Source organism: Paracoccaceae bacterium (assembly GCA_012103375.1).
Classification (GTDB): Bacteria; Pseudomonadota; Alphaproteobacteria; order Rhodobacterales; family Rhodobacteraceae; genus WLWX01.
Window position 1 is genome coordinate 3,074,890 of record WLWX01000001.1, and the last position, 20,027, is coordinate 3,094,916.

Here is a 20,027-nt window from a genome sequence, read left to right on the forward strand (position 1 = left end):
AAGCGGGCGCCAGACCGGCGCCCGCTCTTAATTCAGTATTCAGAAGTCGAAGTCGTCGATGTTGTCGGCGTTGAAAGTTGTCAGCGCTGACTGTGTGTTGATCGAGTTGCCTTCGTTGATGGTAATGGTCCCAAGGTTCGGCACGTCGAATGTCCCGCCGACCTCATTACTCATCGAGCCGTTTTTCAAGCCAACCGCAAAATGCGCCGCCAGCCAGCCTTCGTTGTATGGGGACCAAAGCTGGAACCCCTCAACCGTGCCGTCTTTGACGAACTCACGCATTTCCGAGGGCAGCCCCAAACCGGTGACCTTCACCTGATCGGCAATGCCACGGCTTTGCACGACCTGGGCGCCAGCAGCGATGCCGACCGTCGTTGGCGCAATGACGCCTTTCAGGTTCGGGAAGTTGGCAAGCAGTGCCTCCATCTCGGTTGTCGACTTCTCGGGCTGGTCGTCACCGTAGACGGTGGCCACCAATGTCATGTTGGCGTATTTCGGGTCATTCGCGATGGTCTCGTTCATGCCCTCGATCCAGAAGTTCTGGTCCGGCGCTTCCGTGGTTGCCGAAAGAATCGCAATCTCACCCTCATAACCAATCAAAGAGCCGACCATTTCGATCTGATCCGCGCCGACTTTGGTAAAGTCTGTCGGCAGGATCGTGGCATCGCGATGGCTTTCATTGCCGGTGATGTCGCCGTTGACGGTCAGGACGATGATGCCCTGTTCACGCGCCGAATCGAACACCTGGTTCAATGCATCGGGTGAGTTTGGCGAGATTGCGATCACATCAACGCCGCGCTGGATCTGTGCCTCCAGGAACGGGATCTGCGATGTCGCTTCGGCGGTTGCCGGAGCCACGAATTCGAAGTTGCAGGCGATGACTTCGCAAGCCTCAACAAAGCCCTGGGTCAGTGAATCGAAATACGGATTGCCGGTGTTCTTGCCGACAAACACGATATCGATGTCCTGCGCGATGGCCCCGCCGGTCGAAATGACCAGCGCGGCTGTCGCGGCGGTGAGTGTCTTCTTTAGCATAGTAACCTCCTGTTGACGTTATGGAATTGGGGCAAGCCCCCTTGGCGCACCCGTCAGCGTTGCGTTCGGGCGTAGATGAAATTGGTGGCGATGATTGCGACGATCAGCAGTATACCCAGCACCGTCAGTTGGATGGCAGGCAGCAGGTTTGCGACCGTCATCCCGGTGGACACTATCACCAGCAACCAGGCGGCAAGGAACGTCCCCAGAATTGTGCCGCGCCCGCCGAAGATATAAGTGCCGCCCAGCATGGCCATCAGCACCATCTGAAGCTCTCCGCCCAACACCAGGTCATAGCGAACTGATCCAAGCCGGGATGCGGCCATGATCCCTGCCGCTGCGCTGACCACGCCAAGCGTCAGGAACAGACCCACTTTGATCCGCTTGGCATTGATGCCCGCGTGCAAGGCCGCCTGTTGATTTGTACCGATCTGGTAGATCTGGCGGCCAATCACCGTGGTGCCCAGAACCAGCCCCAGCGCCAGCGCGACCACGAAAAAGATGACCACTGGCAGCGGCACACCGAACACCATGATCGTGTTGATGCCGATGAAACTGTCCGGAACCCGGATCGAGCGGTCGCCAGCAATGACCTGCGCCAATCCCCGATAAAAGATCAGGGTTCCGATGGTGACGATGATCGACGGAAGCTGCATGCGGATCGACATGAACGCGTTGATTGCGCCCATGACCAATCCGGCGAGCAAACCAACCAGAACGGCCAAAGGCAGATAGACACCGGCGTCGAGCACCCAGGCAAAGATGCACGCCGACAGCGCCATATTTGCGGCAGGCGACAGGTCGATCTCGCCCGAGATCACAACCATCGTCAGCACCAGCGCGACGATCGACATTTCGGCCGTCAGGGTAAAGCTGCGCAGAATGTAATTCGCGTCCAGAAAGAACGGCGACAGGATGCTGGCCCCGATCACTCCGGCGATCAGAAGGAACAGCGTCATGGTTTCCGGGCGCACCAGAACAACGTGCCATGTCGGGCGTGCCGGGGCCATTTCGCGGGTTGGTGCGGCGGCGGTTTCGGTCATGCGGCCCCCCGGTTCATCGCCAATATGCCGCGTTGGCGCACTGTGCGGTCAATAAGCAGCGCAATCAGGATCACAGCGCCGTAAATGGCATTCTGGGTCGAGCCGGGTATGCCCAACAACGGCAGCGCCGCCGCGACGCAGCCCAGCAACAGAACGCCGAGCACGGTGCCCATGACCGTTCCAACGCCGCCGTTGATCGACACGCCCCCGATTACCACGGCGGCGATCACCTGAAATTCGAACCCTGCGCCGGTGTTTGATGGATTCACAAAGCCCCAGCGACTTACGTAAAGAATGCCAGCCAACCCGCTGAGTGCGCCGGCAAGTGCGAAGACAATCAGCGTGACTTTGGTGACGTTGATGCCGCGCAGGGGTGCGGCCTCTGGGTTGGATCCCAAAGCATAAATCTGGCGACCAAGCTGCGTGTGGCGCGCGATCACATAGGTCGCAAATGCAATCGCGAATGCGATCAAGATGATCCAGGGAATGTCGAATATGGGCGAGGTTCGCGACATCGCCTTCAACTCGGTCGGGATGTTGGCTCGGTTGATCTGGCGCGCGTCTGAAATGATAAACGTCAACCCGCGGTACAGGCTGAGCGTGCCCAGCGTCACAATGATCGACGGCAGCCGGAACACCGTAACAAGCAACCCGTTGACCAGCCCCAGCGCAGCGCCGGTCGCCATTGCAACCGGAAATCCGATCAGCCAGTAAACGTCCGGCAAATCGCGGTACATCAGGCCGACGACCATCGCTGAAAATCCAAGCATCGACCCGATTGAAAGATCAACATGGCGTGCAACCAGCACCAGCATCTGCGCCATGGCGCCGATCATGATCAATGGCGTCAAAAGCAGCACAATCCGCAGGCTCTGGCCGGTCAGGAATTGCGGCTTGTAGAGCCCTACGGCTGCGCAAAACAGGACGATCATCACCAGGATGCCAGCCTCGCGGCGCAGGAAGATAAAGCGCAGCGCGTTCACGCGGCAACGCCCCGGCGCGGCACAGCTGCCTGCATGACGTTTTCCTGCGTGGCCTCGGCCCGCGGGATTTCGGCGGTCAGACGCCCTTCGGACATAACCAGGATGCGGTCACACAGCGACAACAGTTCCGGCAGCTCGGATGAGATCAGCAAAATCGCCCGACCCGCTTCGGACAGATCACCAATCATGTCGTAAAATTCGGCCTTTACGCCGATGTCGATGCCGCGCGTCGGTTCATCAAGGATCAGGATGTCCGGCTCGGTCAGTAACCAGCGGGCCAGTATGACCTTTTGCTGATTGCCGCCCGAAAGTTCGACAATAGGCTGGTTGAGCGAGGCGAGCCTGATCGACAGATCATCAACCGATTTGTTCGAGAACCCGCGTTCAAGCCCACGCTTGATAACGCCACTTGGTGCAATCTTGCCGGGAATTGCCGCGGTCAGATTGTGTTCAACCGGCAGCGTCGCGAAGATACCGTCGCCGGCGCGATCTTCGGGAACGAAAGCAATACCCAGATCGATAGCATCGGCTGGTTTGGTGATACGCGCCTCTGAACCATTGACGTGAACATGCCCCGACGACACAGGAGCGATCCCGAACAGCGCACGTGCGACATCGGTTCGCCCGGCCCCAACCAGACCGCCCAAGCCAATGATTTCACCCTTGCGGAGTGTGAAACTGACGTCTTCGAACGCTCCGGCCAGGCTGAGGTTCGAAACCTCCAGCGCCGTGTCGCCAATCGTGGCGGTGTGCTTGCGCATATATTTCTTCAACGTGCGCCCGATCATCAGGCGCACAATCTCATCGTCCGAAATGCTGTCGATGGTCTGGGTCGCGATATGGGCGCCATCGCGGAAGATCGTCAAACGGTCGCACAACATCCGAACCTCTTCCAGGCGGTGCGAAATAAAGATGATGGTGCGGCCTTCGTCGCGCAATTGCCGGGCAATGGTGAAAAGCGTGTCGACCTCGCGCGGGGTCAGGGGCGCGGTCGGTTCGTCCATGATGATCAGGCGACTGTCAGATGCCAGCGCCCGCGCGATTTCCACCATCTGCTGATTGGCAATGGACAGCCCGCGCATCGGACGATTGACGTCGATCGAAACGCCCAGCAGGTCCATATAGCGCCGCGCATCGGCAATGATCGTGGCCCAGGGGACCCGCGACAAAAGCGCCTTGCCCTGGCGACCCATGACGATGTTTTCGGCGACGGACAGGTCGGGAAATGACACAGGTTCCTGATGAATTAGGGCGATGCCCAGTTTTTGTGCCGCAATCGGGTTGGGCACCTCGACCGGGGCACCGTTCAGGCGCAGCGTGCCACGGGTCGGGCGGTGAACTCCGGCCAGAATTTTCGCAAATGTTGACTTTCCCGCACCGTTTTCCCCCAACAGTGCGTGGATTTCACCCGCATGCAGGTCAAGATCAACATCGCTGAGCACTTCGACCCCGCCGAACTGCTTCGACACGCCGCGCGCTTCGATCAGGATAGGGGAATCGTCTGTCACGGGGCTGATCCTGGCACTGGGGCATCCGAATCGATCAGACCTTCGGACTTCAAATCACTCCAGAACTGCGCCGGAATACCGACATCCAGCGACGCGATATTGGCGACCAGCTCCTCGGGTTTTGCGGCACCGGGAATGATGGCGACGGCAGCCGGGTGCGCCATCGGAAATTGAAGCGCAGCTGCCTGCAAGGAAACCTTGTGCGCAGCGCAGACAGCTTCGATGCGGCGGACCTTCTCAATCACCTCAGCATCGGCGGCACCATAGTTATAGTGCGCAGCACCTGCCGATCCGGTTGCAAGAATGCCCGAGGCGAACGGCGCCCCGACAATCACACTGACATTGCGGTCAACGCAGGCCTTCATTCCGCTATGCAGGCTGTCCTGATCAATTAAGGTGTAAGGCATTGCGACCAGAGCAAAATCCAGGTCGACCGCTTGCGCAAGATCGGCAAGCTGTTCTTTCATGTTGATACCCATGCCAAACGCCGTGATATCGCCTGCTGACTTCAGCTCGTCCAAGGCTTTCATCCCGGTTGAAGCCAGGTCTTTGGTGTGCGCGGCGATGGTTGGCGGATCATGGAACAGACTGTCGAGGTCGTGGATCACCAATGCGTCCACAGTATCAAGTGCAAGGCGCTGCAACGCCTGTTCATAGGACCGCATGATCCCGTCATAGGAATAGTCGAATTTCACCTCGAAGTTCAGCCCGCCAACCCAGGGACCACGGTCAAAGGCGCGCGGGTCGGCAGGGCGATGAAGCGTCCGGCCTACTTTCGTACTGATCAGAAATTCGTCGCGCGGTTTGGTGCGCAGAAAGCCGCCCAACCGATGTTCGGCCAAGCCGCGCCCATACCAGGCGGCGGTGTCGTAATAGCGCACGCCACCGTCCCATGCGGCATTGAAAGTGGCTTGCGAGACAGCCTCTTCAACCGTTCCGTACAGCTCACCAACGTGGGCTGTACCCATTCCAAATGTGGGAAGTCGCAGTGACGTATCTGCCACTTTGCGGCGACTGTGAAACAGTCCGGCCACTACACCATCCCTCCCCCTTGTCGGGTCAATTCGACTCTGTTTTGTATATTTGTCAGACAAAAATTTGTTTGACAAGTATTATTGTAAGCGCCAAACCAGAGCCAGGTTTTTGCACGCTGAATACGCACCATTGGTCGCGGATCGCTTCGTGGGCGTGTGACGTAAACAAGTTGCGACAGGTAAAAAGGGAACGGTTTCGGATGGTGCGGATTACCGACGTCAGAACGACAATTTGGGAATGGATCGGCCCGGTTGCGCCGATGCCGCCACATTTCTGCACCACCGCCGGAGACCTCGTTTCAGACGTGTCGGGGTCAATCGCAGGCTTTCGGTTTCTGGGCTGGCTGGTTGTCGAAATTGAATGTGACGATGGCACAATCGGGATCGGCAATGCCGCCCTTGCGCCGCATGCCTGTAAGGCAACCATCGATACTTATCTGAAACCGCTGCTGATCGGCGCGGACCCGCTTGATACGGAATACCTTTGGGAATCAATGTATCGCCGCACCCTGCCTTTCGGGCGCAAAGGCATCGGTATGACGGCGATCTCGGCCGTCGATCTGGCGCTTTGGGATGCCAAGGGTAAATTGCTGTCACAACCGGTGTTCAAGCTGCTGGGCGGACGCACAAAACCCAAGATCCCGGTCTATGCCAGCCGGCTTTACAGCCAACCGCTTGAGACGTTGTTTTCCGAAGCCAAAGCCTATGCGGATGAGGGGTTTACAGCCGTCAAAATGCGTTTTGGCTGGGGGCCGAAGGACGGACTTGAGGGGATCAACAAGAACCTCGATCTGGTCAGAACGGTGCGCGAAGCTGTCGGCCCGGATGTGGATATCATGGGCGACGCCTATATGGGGTGGAATGTCGAATTTACCAAGCGGATGCTGCGGCTGCTGGAACCGCTGAACATGCGCTGGGTGGAAGAACCCGTAATCTCGGACAACCTGGCCGGATATGCCGAACTTCGGGCCATGAACAAGGTCGCGATTTCGGGCGGTGAGCATGAATATACGTTGCATGGGTTCCGACAGGCGCTGGACATGGGCGCCTTTGACATCGCCCAATTCGATGTAAACCGGGTCGGGGGCATCACCGCCGCCAGGAAAATCGCGGCGCTGTGTGAAGCCAATGACGTCGCCGTCATTCCGCATGCCGGGCAAATGCACAATTATCACATCAGCATGTCGTCCTATGCTGCGCCGATTTCCGAATACTTTCCAAAGGTCCCGGTCGAGGTTGGGAACGAGTTGTTCTGGTATATCTTTGACGGTGAAGCCGTCGCCGAGGATGGCTTTATCAACCTGTCCGACGAAAGACCGGGCTTTGGGCTGACGTTGCAATCCCCGGATCCCAAAAACTTCCGGCTGACGAGTTAAAGGCCATGCCCGATTTCGCGATCATCGACACGCATTTGCACATCTGGGACATGGAGCGCCTGAAGTATTCGGCGTTCGAAGGTCACCCGCTGTTCGGCAAGTCCTACCAGATCGAGGATTATCAGAAGGCCTGTGGCGATATTGAAGTCGAAGCCATGGTTTTCCTGGAATGTTTCGCGGATTTCACGGCCACTGGCGGGCAATATATCGATGAGATCAGGTTCGTCGAAGACAGCGCCAAACGCGATCCGCGCATCAAGGGCATCGTGCCGATGGCGCCGTTGGAATGGGGTGCGCGGGTGGAACCGATGTTGCGGCAGATGCAGACCGACCACCCGACGGTGAAGGGTATCCGCCGGATCATGGAATTCGACGAAGACCCGCGCGCGCTGACCCTGTCGCCGGCGTTTATCGAAGGCGTCAACCTGCTGCACAAGTTTGGCTGGCACTTTGAAATCAACGTCAACTTCACCCAGATGGACATCATCCGCGAATTTGTGCAGCACATCCCCGACGTGCCGATGATCCTGGATCATTGCGGCAAACCCGGGATCAAAGAAGGGGCGATCGATCAATACCGCGCCGACATTCGCGACCTGGCACAACATTCGAATATGTGGATCAAGCTGTCAGATTTACCGCCCTATGCTGATCCCGACAACTGGACCGACGACGACCTGCGCCCCTATATCGACGCCACGATCGAGGCTTTTGGATTTGAGCGGACGATCTATGCCGGTGACTGGCCGATCTGTCTGTTGGCGACCAGCCTGACGCGGTGGGTTGAAACCCTCGACAGGGCGTTCGAAGGCGCGTCAGACACCGACCTGCGTAAATTCTATCGCGACAACGCAAATGACTTCTATCGACTTGGACTGTAGCGGACTGGAACCGAAGTGGCTGACCTTGCGGACCCCAAAAACCTTGTAGGCGGCGGCGATACATTCGCAGCCATTGTGAAGGCCCAGAAGGCTGCTGAGGCCGATTTGGGCTTTGCGGGCGGCACCTTGGTGCGCCCGTCGATATCCGAACAGGTTTCGAACCGAATTCTGGCGATGATCAAATCCGGCAACCTCAAAGCCGAAGACAGGTTGCCGACCGAACAGCAGATGTGCCTGGCCTTCGGCATCAGTCGTCCGCCGCTGCGCGAAGCGCTTAAGGCGCTGACGCTAATGGGAATTCTGGAAAGTCGTCAGGGTGGCCGTTATATGGTCACTGACCTGTCGCCGACACGCCTGGTGACACCATTTAATGTGCTGTTGTCAGTTCCTGATCACGACATTCAGGTTCAGTTTGAGGCCCGCGCCGTTGTTGAGTTGGAATTGGTCCGGTTCTGTGTCGAACGCGCGAATGACGAACAACGCGCGCGCATTCTGGCACTCGCGAAAGATGGTCGCACGTTTTACGAGGACCCGGTCGGGTTTCGCCTGCTGGATGCCGAGTATCATCAGGCGATCAACGAGGGTGCGAACAATACGATCCTCTCGACCATATCGGAAGGGCTCTACAACGTCGCGATTGATGCCCGCCGCCTTGCCAGCGCGACGCAGGGTGTGATCGACATTTCGGTCGATCAGCATATCCGCGTCGCCGAGGCGATTGGGGCGCATGACGCCACGGCTGCAGTGCAGGCGTATCAGGAACATCTGGACCACGTGCTGAGCACGACAATCCAAGCCATTCACGAATTATCGGAGTAATCCCATGCCCGAACGTATTGCATTTCGCATGAACCTGTTTCCGGGACAGGCCGCAGAATACGAAAAACGGCATGACGAGATTTTCCCCGAACTTGCCGAGGCCCTTAAAGATGCGGGCGTGTCCGATTACACGATATGGCACGATCCGGAATCGAACCATCTGTTCGGCATTCTGACGCGCGCCGATGACCATACGCTGGACGCGCTGCCCGATACCGAGGTGATGAAGCGCTGGTGGGCACATATGGCCGACGTGATGGAGACAGACGCCAACAACGTCCCGACCCAGGTGCCATTGAAACGGGTATTCCTGCTGTCATGAACCGGGCTATCCGCATCAAGGATATCCGTGTCTGGACAGTGTCCAAATCCAGCAAGGGCGGCGATTATTTCAATCAGGGTGCGGGCGATCACTGGCTGGTGGACAGCCTGATCTCGAACCCGATGTCTTCGTATCCGCAGTATCGCGACAAACGAACCTCCTGGGGGATCGGAGTGCTGGGGTCGATTCTGGTCGAGATTGAGGCCGAAGATGGCACGGTCGGCATCGCCACCGGCACCGGCGGCGTCCCGGCGGCGTGGCTGATCGCCAATCATTTTGCGCGATTTTTGGTCGATCAGGATGCCCGAAACATCAATCTGATGTGGGACCAGATGTACCGTGCCTCACTTCCTTACGGGCGCAAGGGCATCACCGTGATGGCGATCAGCGTGGTCGATCTGGCGCTATGGGATCTTCTGGGAAAAATCCGGGAAGAACCTGTTTATAATCTGACCGGCGGGCTGACCCGCGACGAAATCTCTTTCTATTGCACCGGCCCGGATGCGGGCGCGATCAAGAAAATGGGGTTTTGGGGCGCGAAGGTTCCATTGCCCCACGGCCCCGCAGATCGTGATGAGGGGCTAGAGAAAAACGTCGCATTTCTGCGCGCCCATCGCGACGCAATTGGTCCCGGATACCCCCTGATGGTCGATTGCTACATGTCGCTGACGGTGCCTTATGCAATCGAACTGGCCGAAGCCTGCAAAGACCTGAATATCTATTGGTGGGAGGAGGTTCTTTCGCCGGAAGATGTCGACGGCTACCGCCACATCCGACAAGCGCATCCCAAGGCGAAATGGACAACCGGAGAGCATGAGTACACGCGCTATGGCTTCCGCCCCTTGATCGAACAGCGCTTGATCGACGTGTTACAGCCCGACGTCATGTGGGTCGGTGGCCTGACCGAGTTATTGCGGATCGCGGCCCATGCCTCGACGTTGGACATCCCGGTTATCCCACATGGAAGTGGGCCGTATTCATTTCATTTCATCGCCAGTCAAACGGGTGCGCCGTTGTGCGAATATGTCGCCTCAAGCGCAGACGGCCAGTCAATTCTTCCGGTATTTGGTGATCTATTCGAAGGCGAGAATGTCCCGGTGGATGGCAAACTCAAGCTGTCGTCGGCACCCGGATTCGGAATGACGATCAAGGACAGAAGCGTGCTGAAATCCATTCCGCAGTGAATGTCACATGGTGTCAGAACACCAGTGCGCCCGACCACCACGATACCGACACCGGCAAATTGACCTAAGCCGAGGGTGCCCGCCCCGATAATGCAACCAGGCAATCTGTTTGGATTGGATACGCATCCCCCCCCGGAATGGCACAAAAGCGGGGCTTGGCTGCGTGAAGTGTGTCGGCAATTCGGCCTGCTGAAGATGCGGCTACGGGCGGCGTGCCGCAGCAATCTGCATCATCAGGTCAAGCTCGTTAAACAGCTGCCATTCCTTCGTGACCTTGCCATCCGAAACCGCCCACTGGGTTATTCCCCAGATCTGACAAGCGGCGCCGGTCGGCGACCGGTACAGGCCGGCGCCGGTATGGGTGCCCTCGGCGCTCCAACGGGTCGAGACAAGCCAGCCGTCGGTATCGTTGCCCATCCAGTAAACCTCGTCCACTTGCAGGGTCAGATCGGGGAAGGCTGATCGCAGTTCCTGGATATAGGCGCGGTAGGCGTCGCGGCCCGTGAAGGCCCGGTCGGTCGTGCCTTCAAACGGCAGATCGGCAGCATAACTTTCGTCGATCGCGGCCCCATCGCCGTTCCAGATCGAATCGTGGACATGACGCGCAAATGCGTCGGGATCGAAACCATCTTTCGGCTCGTCCTTGCTGATCGGGCGCGCGAGGGCAGCGGCTGTGCGCAGGTCGTTCCAGACCGCATCGCTGCGCGGCCATCCGGGCGGGGGATTGGCGGCCAGGCGTTCGGCTTCCTCCCACAAATCTATGCCAAGCTGCTGAAGCATGGCCGATGTGTTGTAGAGGACATGTTCAAGGAAGATGTCATTGCCCAGGGCAACGCAATTGGCGATGACCATCACGTCTATGTCGGCATTCGTCGCCGGTCCATAGCGGCTTGGGCCGGCGTTTGTGCCCTTGATCCGCGTCAGGTGTGACGTGTGAAATCCGATCTTGTCGTCACCCGCCCAGATCACCTCTTCCGCGTCCAGAACGATGCCGGGGAAGGCACCGGTGGTGTGATGGGTGTCGGCGACGATCTTCGTGCTGCCGGTCTGCAGCCCATAGTCGTCGTAGACAAGGCTGTCGGGCGCATAGCAGTCGGCAATATATTCAACACCGCTGGCGTCAGTTTCCCAGATGCGGTGGGTGATGCGCACGATATAGTCGACAATGTTGTGAAAATCAGGGTCGAAGCCGCCAAGACGCTGGCGCGGCCCGAAATCGTCGGGAATGCGCATCGTGCGGCCGCCGGTATAGCGATCCAGCGAGATATCAAAACCCGAAGGCATATGCGCCCGCGTCAGCGGGGCAGCGGGGTGGAACGATGTCCGGGTGCGCGTCTTTGTGAACTCGCTCACGTCAGTGTCCTTTCTGCAGGTCAGCCAGAAGATCGACGCCCTGCGCCTTCAGGAAATGTGGCCTGCTGCCGGTTTCGTGGACGGCAACTTATGCTTTCATAGCTCGCTCCTCAAATGTGATAGGGCTTAGATACCCGATGGTCGAGTGCCGACGCTGCGGATTGTAAAACCGCTCGATGTCATCGAAGACGTCTGCGCGCGCCTGTTTCCTGGTCCGGTAGGTTTTTCGCATGACCCTTTCGGTTTTCAGCGAAGAGAAGAAGCTCTCCATCGCTGCGTTGTCCCAGACATTTCCGGATCGGCTCATCGAACAGGTGATGACTTGATCAGCCATCAGCCTTTGGAACGGCTCGCTGGCATACTGGCTGCCCTGGTCGGAATGATGTAGCAGCTCCTTTGGTCGACCTCTGCGCCAGATCGCCATGATCAAGGCGTCCGTGACCATCTGGGACGTCATCTGATCGCTCATGGGCCAACCGACGACACGCCGCGAGAACAGATCGATGACGTCGGCGACGTAGAGCCAGCCCTCAGCCGTCCAGACTTAGGTGAAGTCAGCCACCCATTTCTGGTTCGGGCCGTTTGCATCGAACTCTCGCTTGAGCACGTTGGCGGCTATGATCGACCTCGCGCCATCGTCTTTCGGTGGTTGCCGACGCTTTGGATGAGCTCTGAAGGCCGCTTGCCGCATCTGTCGCTCGACGCAATGCAACCCGCAGGAATAGCCCTCTTTAAGAAGATCGTGCCAGACCCGTCGAACACCATAGGTTCGGTCCGATCGCAGAAAGCTCGCACGGATCGCCGCCGATAACTCTTCGTAGCGGATCGACCGGTCGCTGCGTGGTCGCGTCAGCCAGGCATGGAAACCGCTCCGTGACACACCGAGCGCGTCACACATCCAACTGACTGGCCAGACCCCTCGGTGTTTCGCCACAAACGCAAACATCACAGCTGGTCCTTGGCAAAGTAGGCCGTGGCCTTTTTTAGGATATCCCGCTCCGCCTTCAATTTCGACAATTCGCGCCGCAGGTTCCTGAGCTCTTCTTGTTCTGGAGTTACTTGCCGTGACCGGGGAACGCAGTTGCCCCGTTTGTCTCAGATGCCAGCACCCACCGGCGCAGCACAGTCGCGTGTATTCCAAGATCTCTTGAAGCCTGCGCCGTGCTGACGCCACGCTTCGTTATCAACTCCACCGCTTCCTGCTTGAACTCGCGGCTGAATGCTCTTCTCGTCATGTGGATTCTCCAGTTTCATGAACACCTTATCTCGATGTCCACGAGACCGGCAGCAGGCCAGAACGCCTTTTCCGTGCCATTCCATGTCCCCCTCTCGCGACCAATATAGTGGCACAGTTTTAGGGGGCTAAGACACTTGCGCGAATGGGTGAGGCGCCATTCGCTTGCCAAAAGACGAACTGGCCGAGTTGCGGGTGCCAGGGCTCACCCGGCCTTGGTCCCGTCAGAAGCGGTGGCAATTTCGGTGGGTTCTATTGCTTCTTTGGCGGTGGCGGGACGTCTTCGGAAGCGGCCTCATCGTCGCCCACCTGTGGCGGGCCGAACGTCGCCGAGCGCATCATCGTGCGCGCCAGGCTCAGATTGGAGAAATCGCTCCACAGACCGCTGCCACGCCCGTTGCCAAGGCCGCAGAACCCTGCGGCGGACAACACATCACATCCAAAATGCGAACAATTGGCGGTCTTGAAGTCGAAAGGCTCGACACCGTTCTCGGCCAGGCGACCGCGTGCGTGTTCGGTTGCGGTCCGCACGGCCTGTTCAGAGACCCGCATACCGCGGATTGTGTTGAAAAACTCCGAAATCAGAGCGTCGCGGATTTCTTGCGAAAACCTATGAAGCGAAATAGTCGGAAAGCTTTGACCACGAGACAGCGCATGGCTGCGCGTGAGCGCATGTAGGCGATTTGGGCCGACCCCCGCGCCAAAAATTTAGGATCGGGCTGCATGGAAAGAAAAATCATCGTTCAGGCCCTAAAACGGAGTTTTTCAACACAATCCGCGATAAACAAACGGTCGGGTCGGGTCGTGAACATAGGCATCCGGCGGCGGCTCGGTCTCGAAGAACGACGCACGCAATTCCCGTGTATAAGGGTCGCGCATTGCGTTTTTTTCGACAAACCACATTCCGCGTTCGCCGTTTTCAAGAATGACCGCGACGTGGCCCTCGGGGCTGTTGCGCGCCTGACTGAAACCAAGGCCGATACGACGTCCGCGCAATCGCGGAAGCATATGTCGGGCATTGTCGCCGATCAGCCGGAACCGCCCAACGCGGGTCGACATCGGTGTGCGTGGTCCAAGGCCGCGCGCCTGGCCGATCGCCGAGCCGCGCCCGACAGCCCCGGTCCGCACCCCTTTGAACCCGAATGGAAGCACTGATGTGACGACGTCAAATGCGCCGGTGTAATAATTCCCGCGCGCGATTTCGGCACCACCATTGACAACACCGTAAGCGGCCAGCGGGATTACAAGTTCCGGCGCGACAACCATTGCAGGCGCAATCACCGCCCCCATGCCGACAGCAAGGCCGAATTGTCCCCACTCCCATTCTTTCTGCGACCCCTCGCCGATCGCAATCGCCTGTCGCACCCCGTTAAAAAGCCCTCCGATAGCGGCACCAGCGACAGCGGCAATCAGCAGACCGGCGAGGAACGCCAGATCGCCCTCGGGGTCGACAAAATCGGCAGGGTTCTGGCGCGCGTAAGCGTATACGTTCGGACTGTCGAGCGGCCCAAAGGGATCGCTGGTCAGGAACACGCCGTGGCGCGGGTCCGCCACTCGGTAGCGTGTATGGTACAGGCCGGGACCCGGCAGGTAGCGCATCCCGCCAAACACCGGGTCGAGACCAAACTGCGAGGCCGGCCGCGCCGATCCGTCCGGTGCCATCACCCGTGGGGTTCCGAACGGGCAAAGCTATAGCGTTCAACGACATTGCCGGTGGTATCGGCAAGGCCGACACGGTTTAGCCGCTGATCGTTCAGGGCCGCAAAACTGCTTCCGCCTTGGTGTACTGCCAGCGGCAGTGGAAGATACGGATCGGCGCTGAACTGACGCAAAAGCGCGCCGCCCGCGTGTTCTTCGACCTCGACTTGCCCAAAATGGCCGTGACGATGTATCGGGCCACCATCTGTCTGAGATTGCTGCAACCGACCGAGGGCATCATATGTCATCCGCATGCGTTCCGCCGCGCCATTCTGCGTCAGAATGCGCGTAACGCGACCGAAAGCGTCGTATTCATAACGGTTGCGACCATCCCCTGTGCGCCGCGCGTTGGCGTCATTGCTCATCACCTCGGCCGCTGCGGCTGTCATCATTTTGCCAGCTGCGTAGGTGTAAACGTCAGGGGCGGCTCCGTTTTCGCTGCGGGTTAGCCGTGCATCTGAGCGGTCGTAGGTGAATTCCCGGGTGCGCGCTGCGCCTGCGGCGGCGGCCTGAACCGCGCCAATATCGGTGGCCTGTTCTGCGACCGAACTTGCGCCCGCGGAAAGCGGCGGGGCGACGAACCCCTCGGCAGTGCGGCGCAACCGGCTCGGTCCATCATGCTCGGCCACGCGGGTCCACCCCTGCAGCGCAGATTGCGCGATATTGGTGCGACCAAGCGCATCATAGCGATATGCTTGCGTTTCTATCGCCCCTCCGCCTGCCGTGACTTCCTGATCCAGAACCCTGCGGCTGGCGTCGAATCGTGTGGCCGTGGTGATAGAACCGAAGAGTGTCCGCTGCTCGACCGACATCGGCCCGGCCAGAGAAAACTGCGCCAGATCCGCCACGTCGCTGGCAACCGTACCGGGCGCGAGCTGTTCGATCTTCGTGGGCCGGCCCATTACGTCGCTTTCGATGCGCTCATGGCGCCCATCGGACCAGTGCCTGTCTATTGTGCCCGAAAGATCATCGAAACTGTTGCGATGCGTCAGCCCATCCGTGCTGTCCTCGACGAGCCGCCCAAGACTGTCGAACTTGCGCCGTGTTATCAGGCCGTCGGCGCTGGCCCGGGTGATGTGCCCACGTGCATCGTAGGCAAAGCTGTGGTCGGCAATATTGGCGGATATCGGCGAGGCGCCGCCCTGCATCTGCGACAGACGCCCGGCGGCGTCATAACCCAGTTTGATGACTCCACCGCCCGAGACCGTTTCGGTCGCAACCCGGCCATCCTGCGAATATGACCGTTTGCTTTCGAATCCATTGGGCAGGGTGGTGCGGACCATACGCCCCAATCCGTCATGGAAAAATCGGGTGACATCGCCGACAGGGTCAGAATAGCTGAGCGGCCGGAGAGATTTGTCATAGGTCCAGCGGTGCGATGCGTTGACGCCAGACGGGTCGACGGTGCGCTCCAAAAGCTCGCCCAACTGACCAAACCGCTGCCGCTGCTCGAATCCCAGTGGCGCCAGGATTCGGACCTGCGTATTGCGGTCGTCATAGTCATAGTCGGTGACTTCGCCGCCCGGCAATGTCATGCGCGAAAGTCGCCCGCGCCCGTCGTAGGTGAACAGCGTGTCCCGCTGCACACTGCCGCCGTCTTCCAGATCTATGGTCCTTGTTCGGGTGCGACGCCCGGCGGCGTCATACTGATGCTCGGTTCGATTGCCCGCTGCATCCGTCAGCGCGGTCAGCCGGTTCGCCCGGTCATAGTCCATCCGCGTGATTACGCCGCGATGATCTTCGGTTTCAATCAGCCGGTCATCGCCGTCGAATGTGTTGCTGACGGTCAACAGCTGTGCCGTGGTCGGGTCATCCTCGAAGGCATGGCGGGTCTCGGTCACAACACGCCCGCGTGCATCATAGGTTTGGGATTTGCGCGCCAGCAGCCGCACCATTCCGGTGCCGTCATTCCCCCGCAGCTGCTCATCCAGGATGCTGTCGCCGGGTCCGTACTCATAGCTCTGCTCGGCGCCGTCGGGTAATGTGACCTTTGCCAGGCGCCCGAAGGCGTCATAGTCATAGCGGGTCTCGGTCGGGCTATCCTGTCCGCTGCGCATCACCTGCAGGCGACCAGCGCGATCATATACCCATTGTTGTTTTGTCGTGCTGCCGTCAGCCCCGGTTTCGGTCCGCTCCAACAGCAACCCGCGTTCGTCAAAGCACTGCTGCGTCACCGTGCCTTCCGGCCCGGTCGCGCACAGGACGAGGCCACGGTAGTCCGTTTTCTGGGTCTGGGTGATGGGGTTTGCGGTGTTGGCCCCGAAAGTTGTGGAAACGATATGGCCCTGGACGTTGCGCGTAAGCGTATCGGTGATTGGTGCACCGGCCAGAACCGCATCGTCATAATCTCCACGCGGTCGCCATAGCGCAACCAGATCGCCCTGGGTGTCGTAGTTCAGCCTGACTATGCCACGCTTGCCGGCAACGTCAGGCATCGCGATCTGTACCAACCGGTCCAGCGCATCGTGAATCAGTTCGGTTCTTTCGCCCATACCGTCTTCGGTCGATGCGACGTTGCCATTGGCATCGCGACTGATCGTCTCGGTTATGTCGAGGCCTCCGACATCGCGGATCGTCTGCACGGGCAGCCCGGCCTCTGGCCCGGGACCGCCATAGATATAGCGCTGGGTGTGGCCAAGGGCCGAGGTGAGTTCTTCCAATCGCCCGCGCGCGTCTATCTTCAGGCGGATGTCACTGTTCTGAACAGAACCGTCCGGCAAGACGGCATCCGGCAGGATGATCCGTTCAAGCTTGCCGACGGCCCCCGGCACCGGGGCCGTGTCCAGGTCGTAGACATAGTCCGTACTGCCGCCCCGTTCATCCCGAATTCGTTTGACCAGTTGAAAGTTCGGTTCGTAGTCGATCCGCAGAGTCATGCGGCTGGGCGATGGAAAGCCCGCCCTTGCGCGCAACTCGATCTGCCGCAATTTGCCCCGCATGCGCGGATCAGGATCGGTATGCGAAAACCTGCGCAATTCTCCGCTGCCATCTGGCAGCGTCGTGCGAATCCGGTTCCCTTCGGTGTCGTAGCCAAAGCTGGACGCGACGACACGAAATGACTTATCGGCGACCAGCCGGAACCGATAATCCAGCAGATCACCCCGATAATTGTATGTATGGGTGTAGAGCGCGAAATCGGGCGTCATGAGTTCGACCCGCACGCTGGGAATGTTCAGAAAGTCCGCATGCGCAGGCACATACTGAAGCTGGGTATACCGGAACTGATAAAGGTAATCCGCGGCCAACTGTTCGATCACCCGCCCATACGAGAAGCTGGATGGATCCTGTTCGTATCGGTTTTCCAGGAATACCAATCCGTCGCCATCGCGTATTCGCGTAATGGCGTGGCGGAGCGGTTGTGGCAAAGAGGCGGGCGCGTATTCAAAGGTGCGGCGCAGGCCATCCGGGTGATCATCCGTTGCGGGCAGGCGCACACAGGCGAGGTGCTCCAGATCGTTGTGGTGTTCGTAGACAACGCGCCGACCGGCCTGATCCTCGACTGCCTCCAGCAGATCGCAGTCGCCGTAGTGAAAGGCCAGGAACCGGCCATCGTCGTCGGTGACCATGCTCAACCGGGACCGGGCATCATAAGTATAGACGAGCGTGTTGCCGAACCGGTCCGCGACTTTGACAAGCGGGATGCGTTCGCCGTCGGTCCATCCTGGCGGTTGTTCGAAGGTGGATTCCAGACCTTCCGGCGCTTTGAGAACATAACGCGTCGCCGGGCCGCCAAGACGTTCAAGAACATGGAAAACGCCGGGGGCCGCACGCCAGCCGCCCCCTTCGGGCATATGGATTTCCTCGTTCAGGTCTCCGGTCCAATGCGCGACGCCGCCGTTGATCAGCTCGCGCAGGTATCTGTTGTGATTGTGATCCCAGCCCCATCCAAATGGGCCGAAATATGACTGCCCGCTCTGATAGGTGCGGACCATTTCCAGCGGCAGAACACTGGTATTAAGTTGCAGATCAACCTCCCGCAGGGTGAACCGCCCAGAGAAGAGGTCAACCGGGTCGCCACCGCCGGTTTGTTCCTGTGGCGTTTCATCGCTGTTGTCGGGTTCAACCTCGCCTGGCGGCGGGCGTCGCGGCGGTTCTTCAACATCCGGCGATTGTGGTGGCGGTGTCTGGCGCTCGCCTTCAATGGGCGGGTCCAGCTGTGGCGCTGGCTGCTGATCAGCGTCGTCGCCATCCTCGGTCGGGGGCGCATCGTTGACCGGCGGGGTCGTTCCTGTTGGCGGGGCATCCGGGTCGACGGGGCAGGCGAACTGGCGCATTCGGCTTCGGTATTCTGCCAGAAATTGCTGGTGTTGTTCGCCCGGCCCAATTCAGCATTTGTGCTTCGCGCCGCATTGTAGAACGCGATTGCATCGCAAGCGGAACTCGCTTCGTAAGTCTCTCCGGACCCATACTCCTGGCCGTTGTGCTCAAAGGAGTTGATCCCGTCCGGCAGCGTCAAAGTATATTCGCTCATCTGAGAATTTCTCCGGGTTCAGAGCAGCAGAACTAGGCCTGCGCAATGGCTCGCAAATCGCGTCACCGCCTTAGCTGGCGATGGTGTAGGCAACACATTCACGGGTGACGTCGTTCAGATGCGCAGTGATTTTTCGGCGGATCGCGCCCTTGCTGGCGTCCGGTTTCAAGCCTGGCAGGACTGTCCAGCGGCCCGAACAGGCGACCAGGCAGGGTCCGTCGGGGGACAGGACAAAATCGCCGTTGGAGAGCGTAAAATCGGGTATCTCGATCGAGTCGGAGCCAACGTGCCGGAGCTTCCCGACAGCGCCGATCAGCGCGCGCCAGTGCTTGTCGGTCAGACGCTCGGCGACAACACCGGCCACTCCGGCGGGGACATGATTGTCGGGCAGGAACCGTTCAATCGCGACCAGGCCGTCCATGCGCCTGGACGTGGCGTCACGCCAAACGCCCAGCTCTCGGGAGTCTGCGATCCAGTCCTGCACGGTGCAAACAGTTGCAGTGTCGTCCTGCTCATCTGTGCCAAAGACTGCCCGGACGCGCGCAACCGGCCCGTCTGCGCAGTCGGAAAGGACTTGCGCCGAATTCGCAAGATGCGCGGCGGCGACCTTGTCGCGGGCCACATTTATCGCGACGCTTCGAAAACCCTTGTGGCCATCCGACAAACGGCAATGCCAGACCGAGGATACCTGGCCTTCCTTGATGCACCACAGCGAGAGCACGTCATCGGCCGACAACCCTTCGGAGCTGGCAAATTTGCTTGCGGCCCGCGCAGCCTGGGCGACCGCAGTTGTGAACGGCAGTGTTTTGGCCGCACGCAACACCTTCAGATAGGGGGACAGGGCGGTATCGATAGGGGACGCGCCGGGCAATAGTGCGGCATCGAATGTGCCCGCATGATCTGCCCAAACCCGTGATGCCTCCACCGGGTTATCCCAGCGGTGTGCCACCCAACCCAGCGGCGCGATCCCAAAGATGGGCCGTGCGTTTGCTGGGTCGCGAAGCGCCAGAGTTTCAGGTTCCAGCGGAACTCTCTCAGGGCCATGGAAGATATGGGGCAGGTGGTGCAAGGCCATCGCCGAACCTC

General features: G+C 59.4%; 15 protein-coding genes and 1 pseudogene. 6 read left to right on the forward strand and 10 right to left on the reverse strand.

Features of this window, described 5'->3' with window-relative positions; genetic code table 11:
- Positions 1-39 precede the first annotated feature (39 nt).
- Genes GKR99_15725 through GKR99_15745 form a run of 5 tightly spaced genes read right to left on the reverse strand, consistent with a single transcriptional unit; the run spans position 40 to position 5,537 of the window.
- Positions 40-1,035 carry a substrate-binding domain-containing protein gene (locus GKR99_15725; protein NKB28914.1) on the reverse strand — a complete coding sequence of 332 codons (996 nt, stop codon included), beginning with the start codon at positions 1,033-1,035 and terminating at the stop codon, positions 40-42.
- Positions 1,036-1,088: 53 nt separating this feature from the next.
- The gene (locus GKR99_15730; protein ID NKB28915.1) at positions 1,089-2,078 is read right to left on the reverse strand and encodes an ABC transporter permease; all 990 of its coding nucleotides are present in this window, start codon (positions 2,076-2,078) and stop codon (positions 1,089-1,091) included.
- The gene (locus tag GKR99_15735) at positions 2,075-3,061 is read right to left on the reverse strand and encodes an ABC transporter permease (GenBank protein ID NKB28916.1); all 987 of its coding nucleotides are present in this window, start codon (positions 3,059-3,061) and stop codon (positions 2,075-2,077) included. The genes GKR99_15730 and GKR99_15735 overlap by 4 nt, the downstream gene beginning before the upstream one ends.
- A complete protein-coding gene (locus tag GKR99_15740; protein NKB28917.1) occupies positions 3,058-4,569 on the reverse strand; it encodes an ATP-binding cassette domain-containing protein in 1,512 nt (503 codons plus the stop codon). Before GKR99_15740 ends, GKR99_15735 begins: the two co-directional genes overlap by 4 nt.
- Complete coding sequence (locus tag GKR99_15745; GenBank protein ID NKB28918.1) at positions 4,566-5,537, reverse strand: aldo/keto reductase; 972 nt, start codon at positions 5,535-5,537, stop codon at positions 4,566-4,568. The genes GKR99_15740 and GKR99_15745 overlap by 4 nt, the downstream gene beginning before the upstream one ends.
- 269 nt (positions 5,538-5,806) lie before the next feature.
- Here GKR99_15745 and GKR99_15750 point away from each other — a divergent pair, with 269 nt between their 5' ends.
- From GKR99_15750 to rhmD, 5 genes are read left to right on the forward strand one after another with little or no spacing between them, the layout of a single operon-like run.
- On the forward strand, positions 5,807-6,979 hold the full coding sequence (locus GKR99_15750; GenBank protein NKB28919.1) for an L-rhamnonate dehydratase: 1,173 nt from the start codon (positions 5,807-5,809) through the stop codon (positions 6,977-6,979).
- 5 nt (positions 6,980-6,984) lie between these two features.
- Entirely contained in the window at positions 6,985-7,860 is an 876-nt protein-coding gene (locus tag GKR99_15755; GenBank protein NKB28920.1) for an amidohydrolase family protein, read from the forward strand.
- Between the two features lie 15 nt (positions 7,861-7,875).
- A complete protein-coding gene (locus GKR99_15760; GenBank protein NKB28921.1) occupies positions 7,876-8,679 on the forward strand; it encodes an FCD domain-containing protein in 804 nt (267 codons plus the stop codon).
- Between the two features lie 4 nt (positions 8,680-8,683).
- Positions 8,684-9,001, forward strand: coding sequence for an L-rhamnose mutarotase (rhaM, locus tag GKR99_15765; GenBank protein ID NKB28922.1), 318 nt, complete (start codon positions 8,684-8,686; stop codon positions 8,999-9,001).
- Positions 8,998-10,185 carry an L-rhamnonate dehydratase gene (rhmD, locus tag GKR99_15770; GenBank protein ID NKB28923.1) on the forward strand — a complete coding sequence of 396 codons (1,188 nt, stop codon included), beginning with the start codon at positions 8,998-9,000 and terminating at the stop codon, positions 10,183-10,185. The genes rhaM and rhmD overlap by 4 nt, the downstream gene beginning before the upstream one ends.
- A 201-nt stretch (positions 10,186-10,386) precedes the next feature.
- Here rhmD and GKR99_15775 read toward each other — a convergent pair whose 3' ends face one another.
- Positions 10,387-11,469: a hypothetical protein gene (locus tag GKR99_15775; GenBank protein NKB28924.1), complete on the reverse strand. Its 1,083-nt coding sequence runs from the start codon at positions 11,467-11,469 to the stop codon at positions 10,387-10,389.
- Between the two features lie 157 nt (positions 11,470-11,626).
- Positions 11,627-12,773 (reverse strand): annotated as a pseudogene (locus GKR99_15780) (IS3 family transposase).
- Between the two features lie 443 nt (positions 12,774-13,216).
- Here GKR99_15780 and GKR99_15785 point away from each other — a divergent pair.
- The gene (locus tag GKR99_15785; protein NKB28925.1) at positions 13,217-13,450 is read left to right on the forward strand and encodes a hypothetical protein; all 234 of its coding nucleotides are present in this window, start codon (positions 13,217-13,219) and stop codon (positions 13,448-13,450) included.
- An 87-nt stretch (positions 13,451-13,537) separates the two neighbouring features.
- Here GKR99_15785 and GKR99_15790 read toward each other — a convergent pair whose 3' ends face one another.
- From GKR99_15790 to GKR99_15800, 3 genes are all read right to left on the reverse strand, one after another.
- Entirely contained in the window at positions 13,538-14,434 is an 897-nt protein-coding gene (locus tag GKR99_15790; protein NKB28926.1) for a hypothetical protein, read from the reverse strand.
- On the reverse strand, positions 14,434-18,744 hold the full coding sequence (locus GKR99_15795) for a hypothetical protein (GenBank protein ID NKB28927.1): 4,311 nt from the start codon (positions 18,742-18,744) through the stop codon (positions 14,434-14,436). Before GKR99_15795 ends, GKR99_15790 begins: the two co-directional genes overlap by 1 nt.
- Before the next feature lie 267 nt (positions 18,745-19,011).
- Positions 19,012-20,016 carry a hypothetical protein gene (locus GKR99_15800; GenBank protein NKB28928.1) on the reverse strand — a complete coding sequence of 335 codons (1,005 nt, stop codon included), beginning with the start codon at positions 20,014-20,016 and terminating at the stop codon, positions 19,012-19,014.
- Between the last annotated feature and the right edge of the window lie 11 nt (positions 20,017-20,027).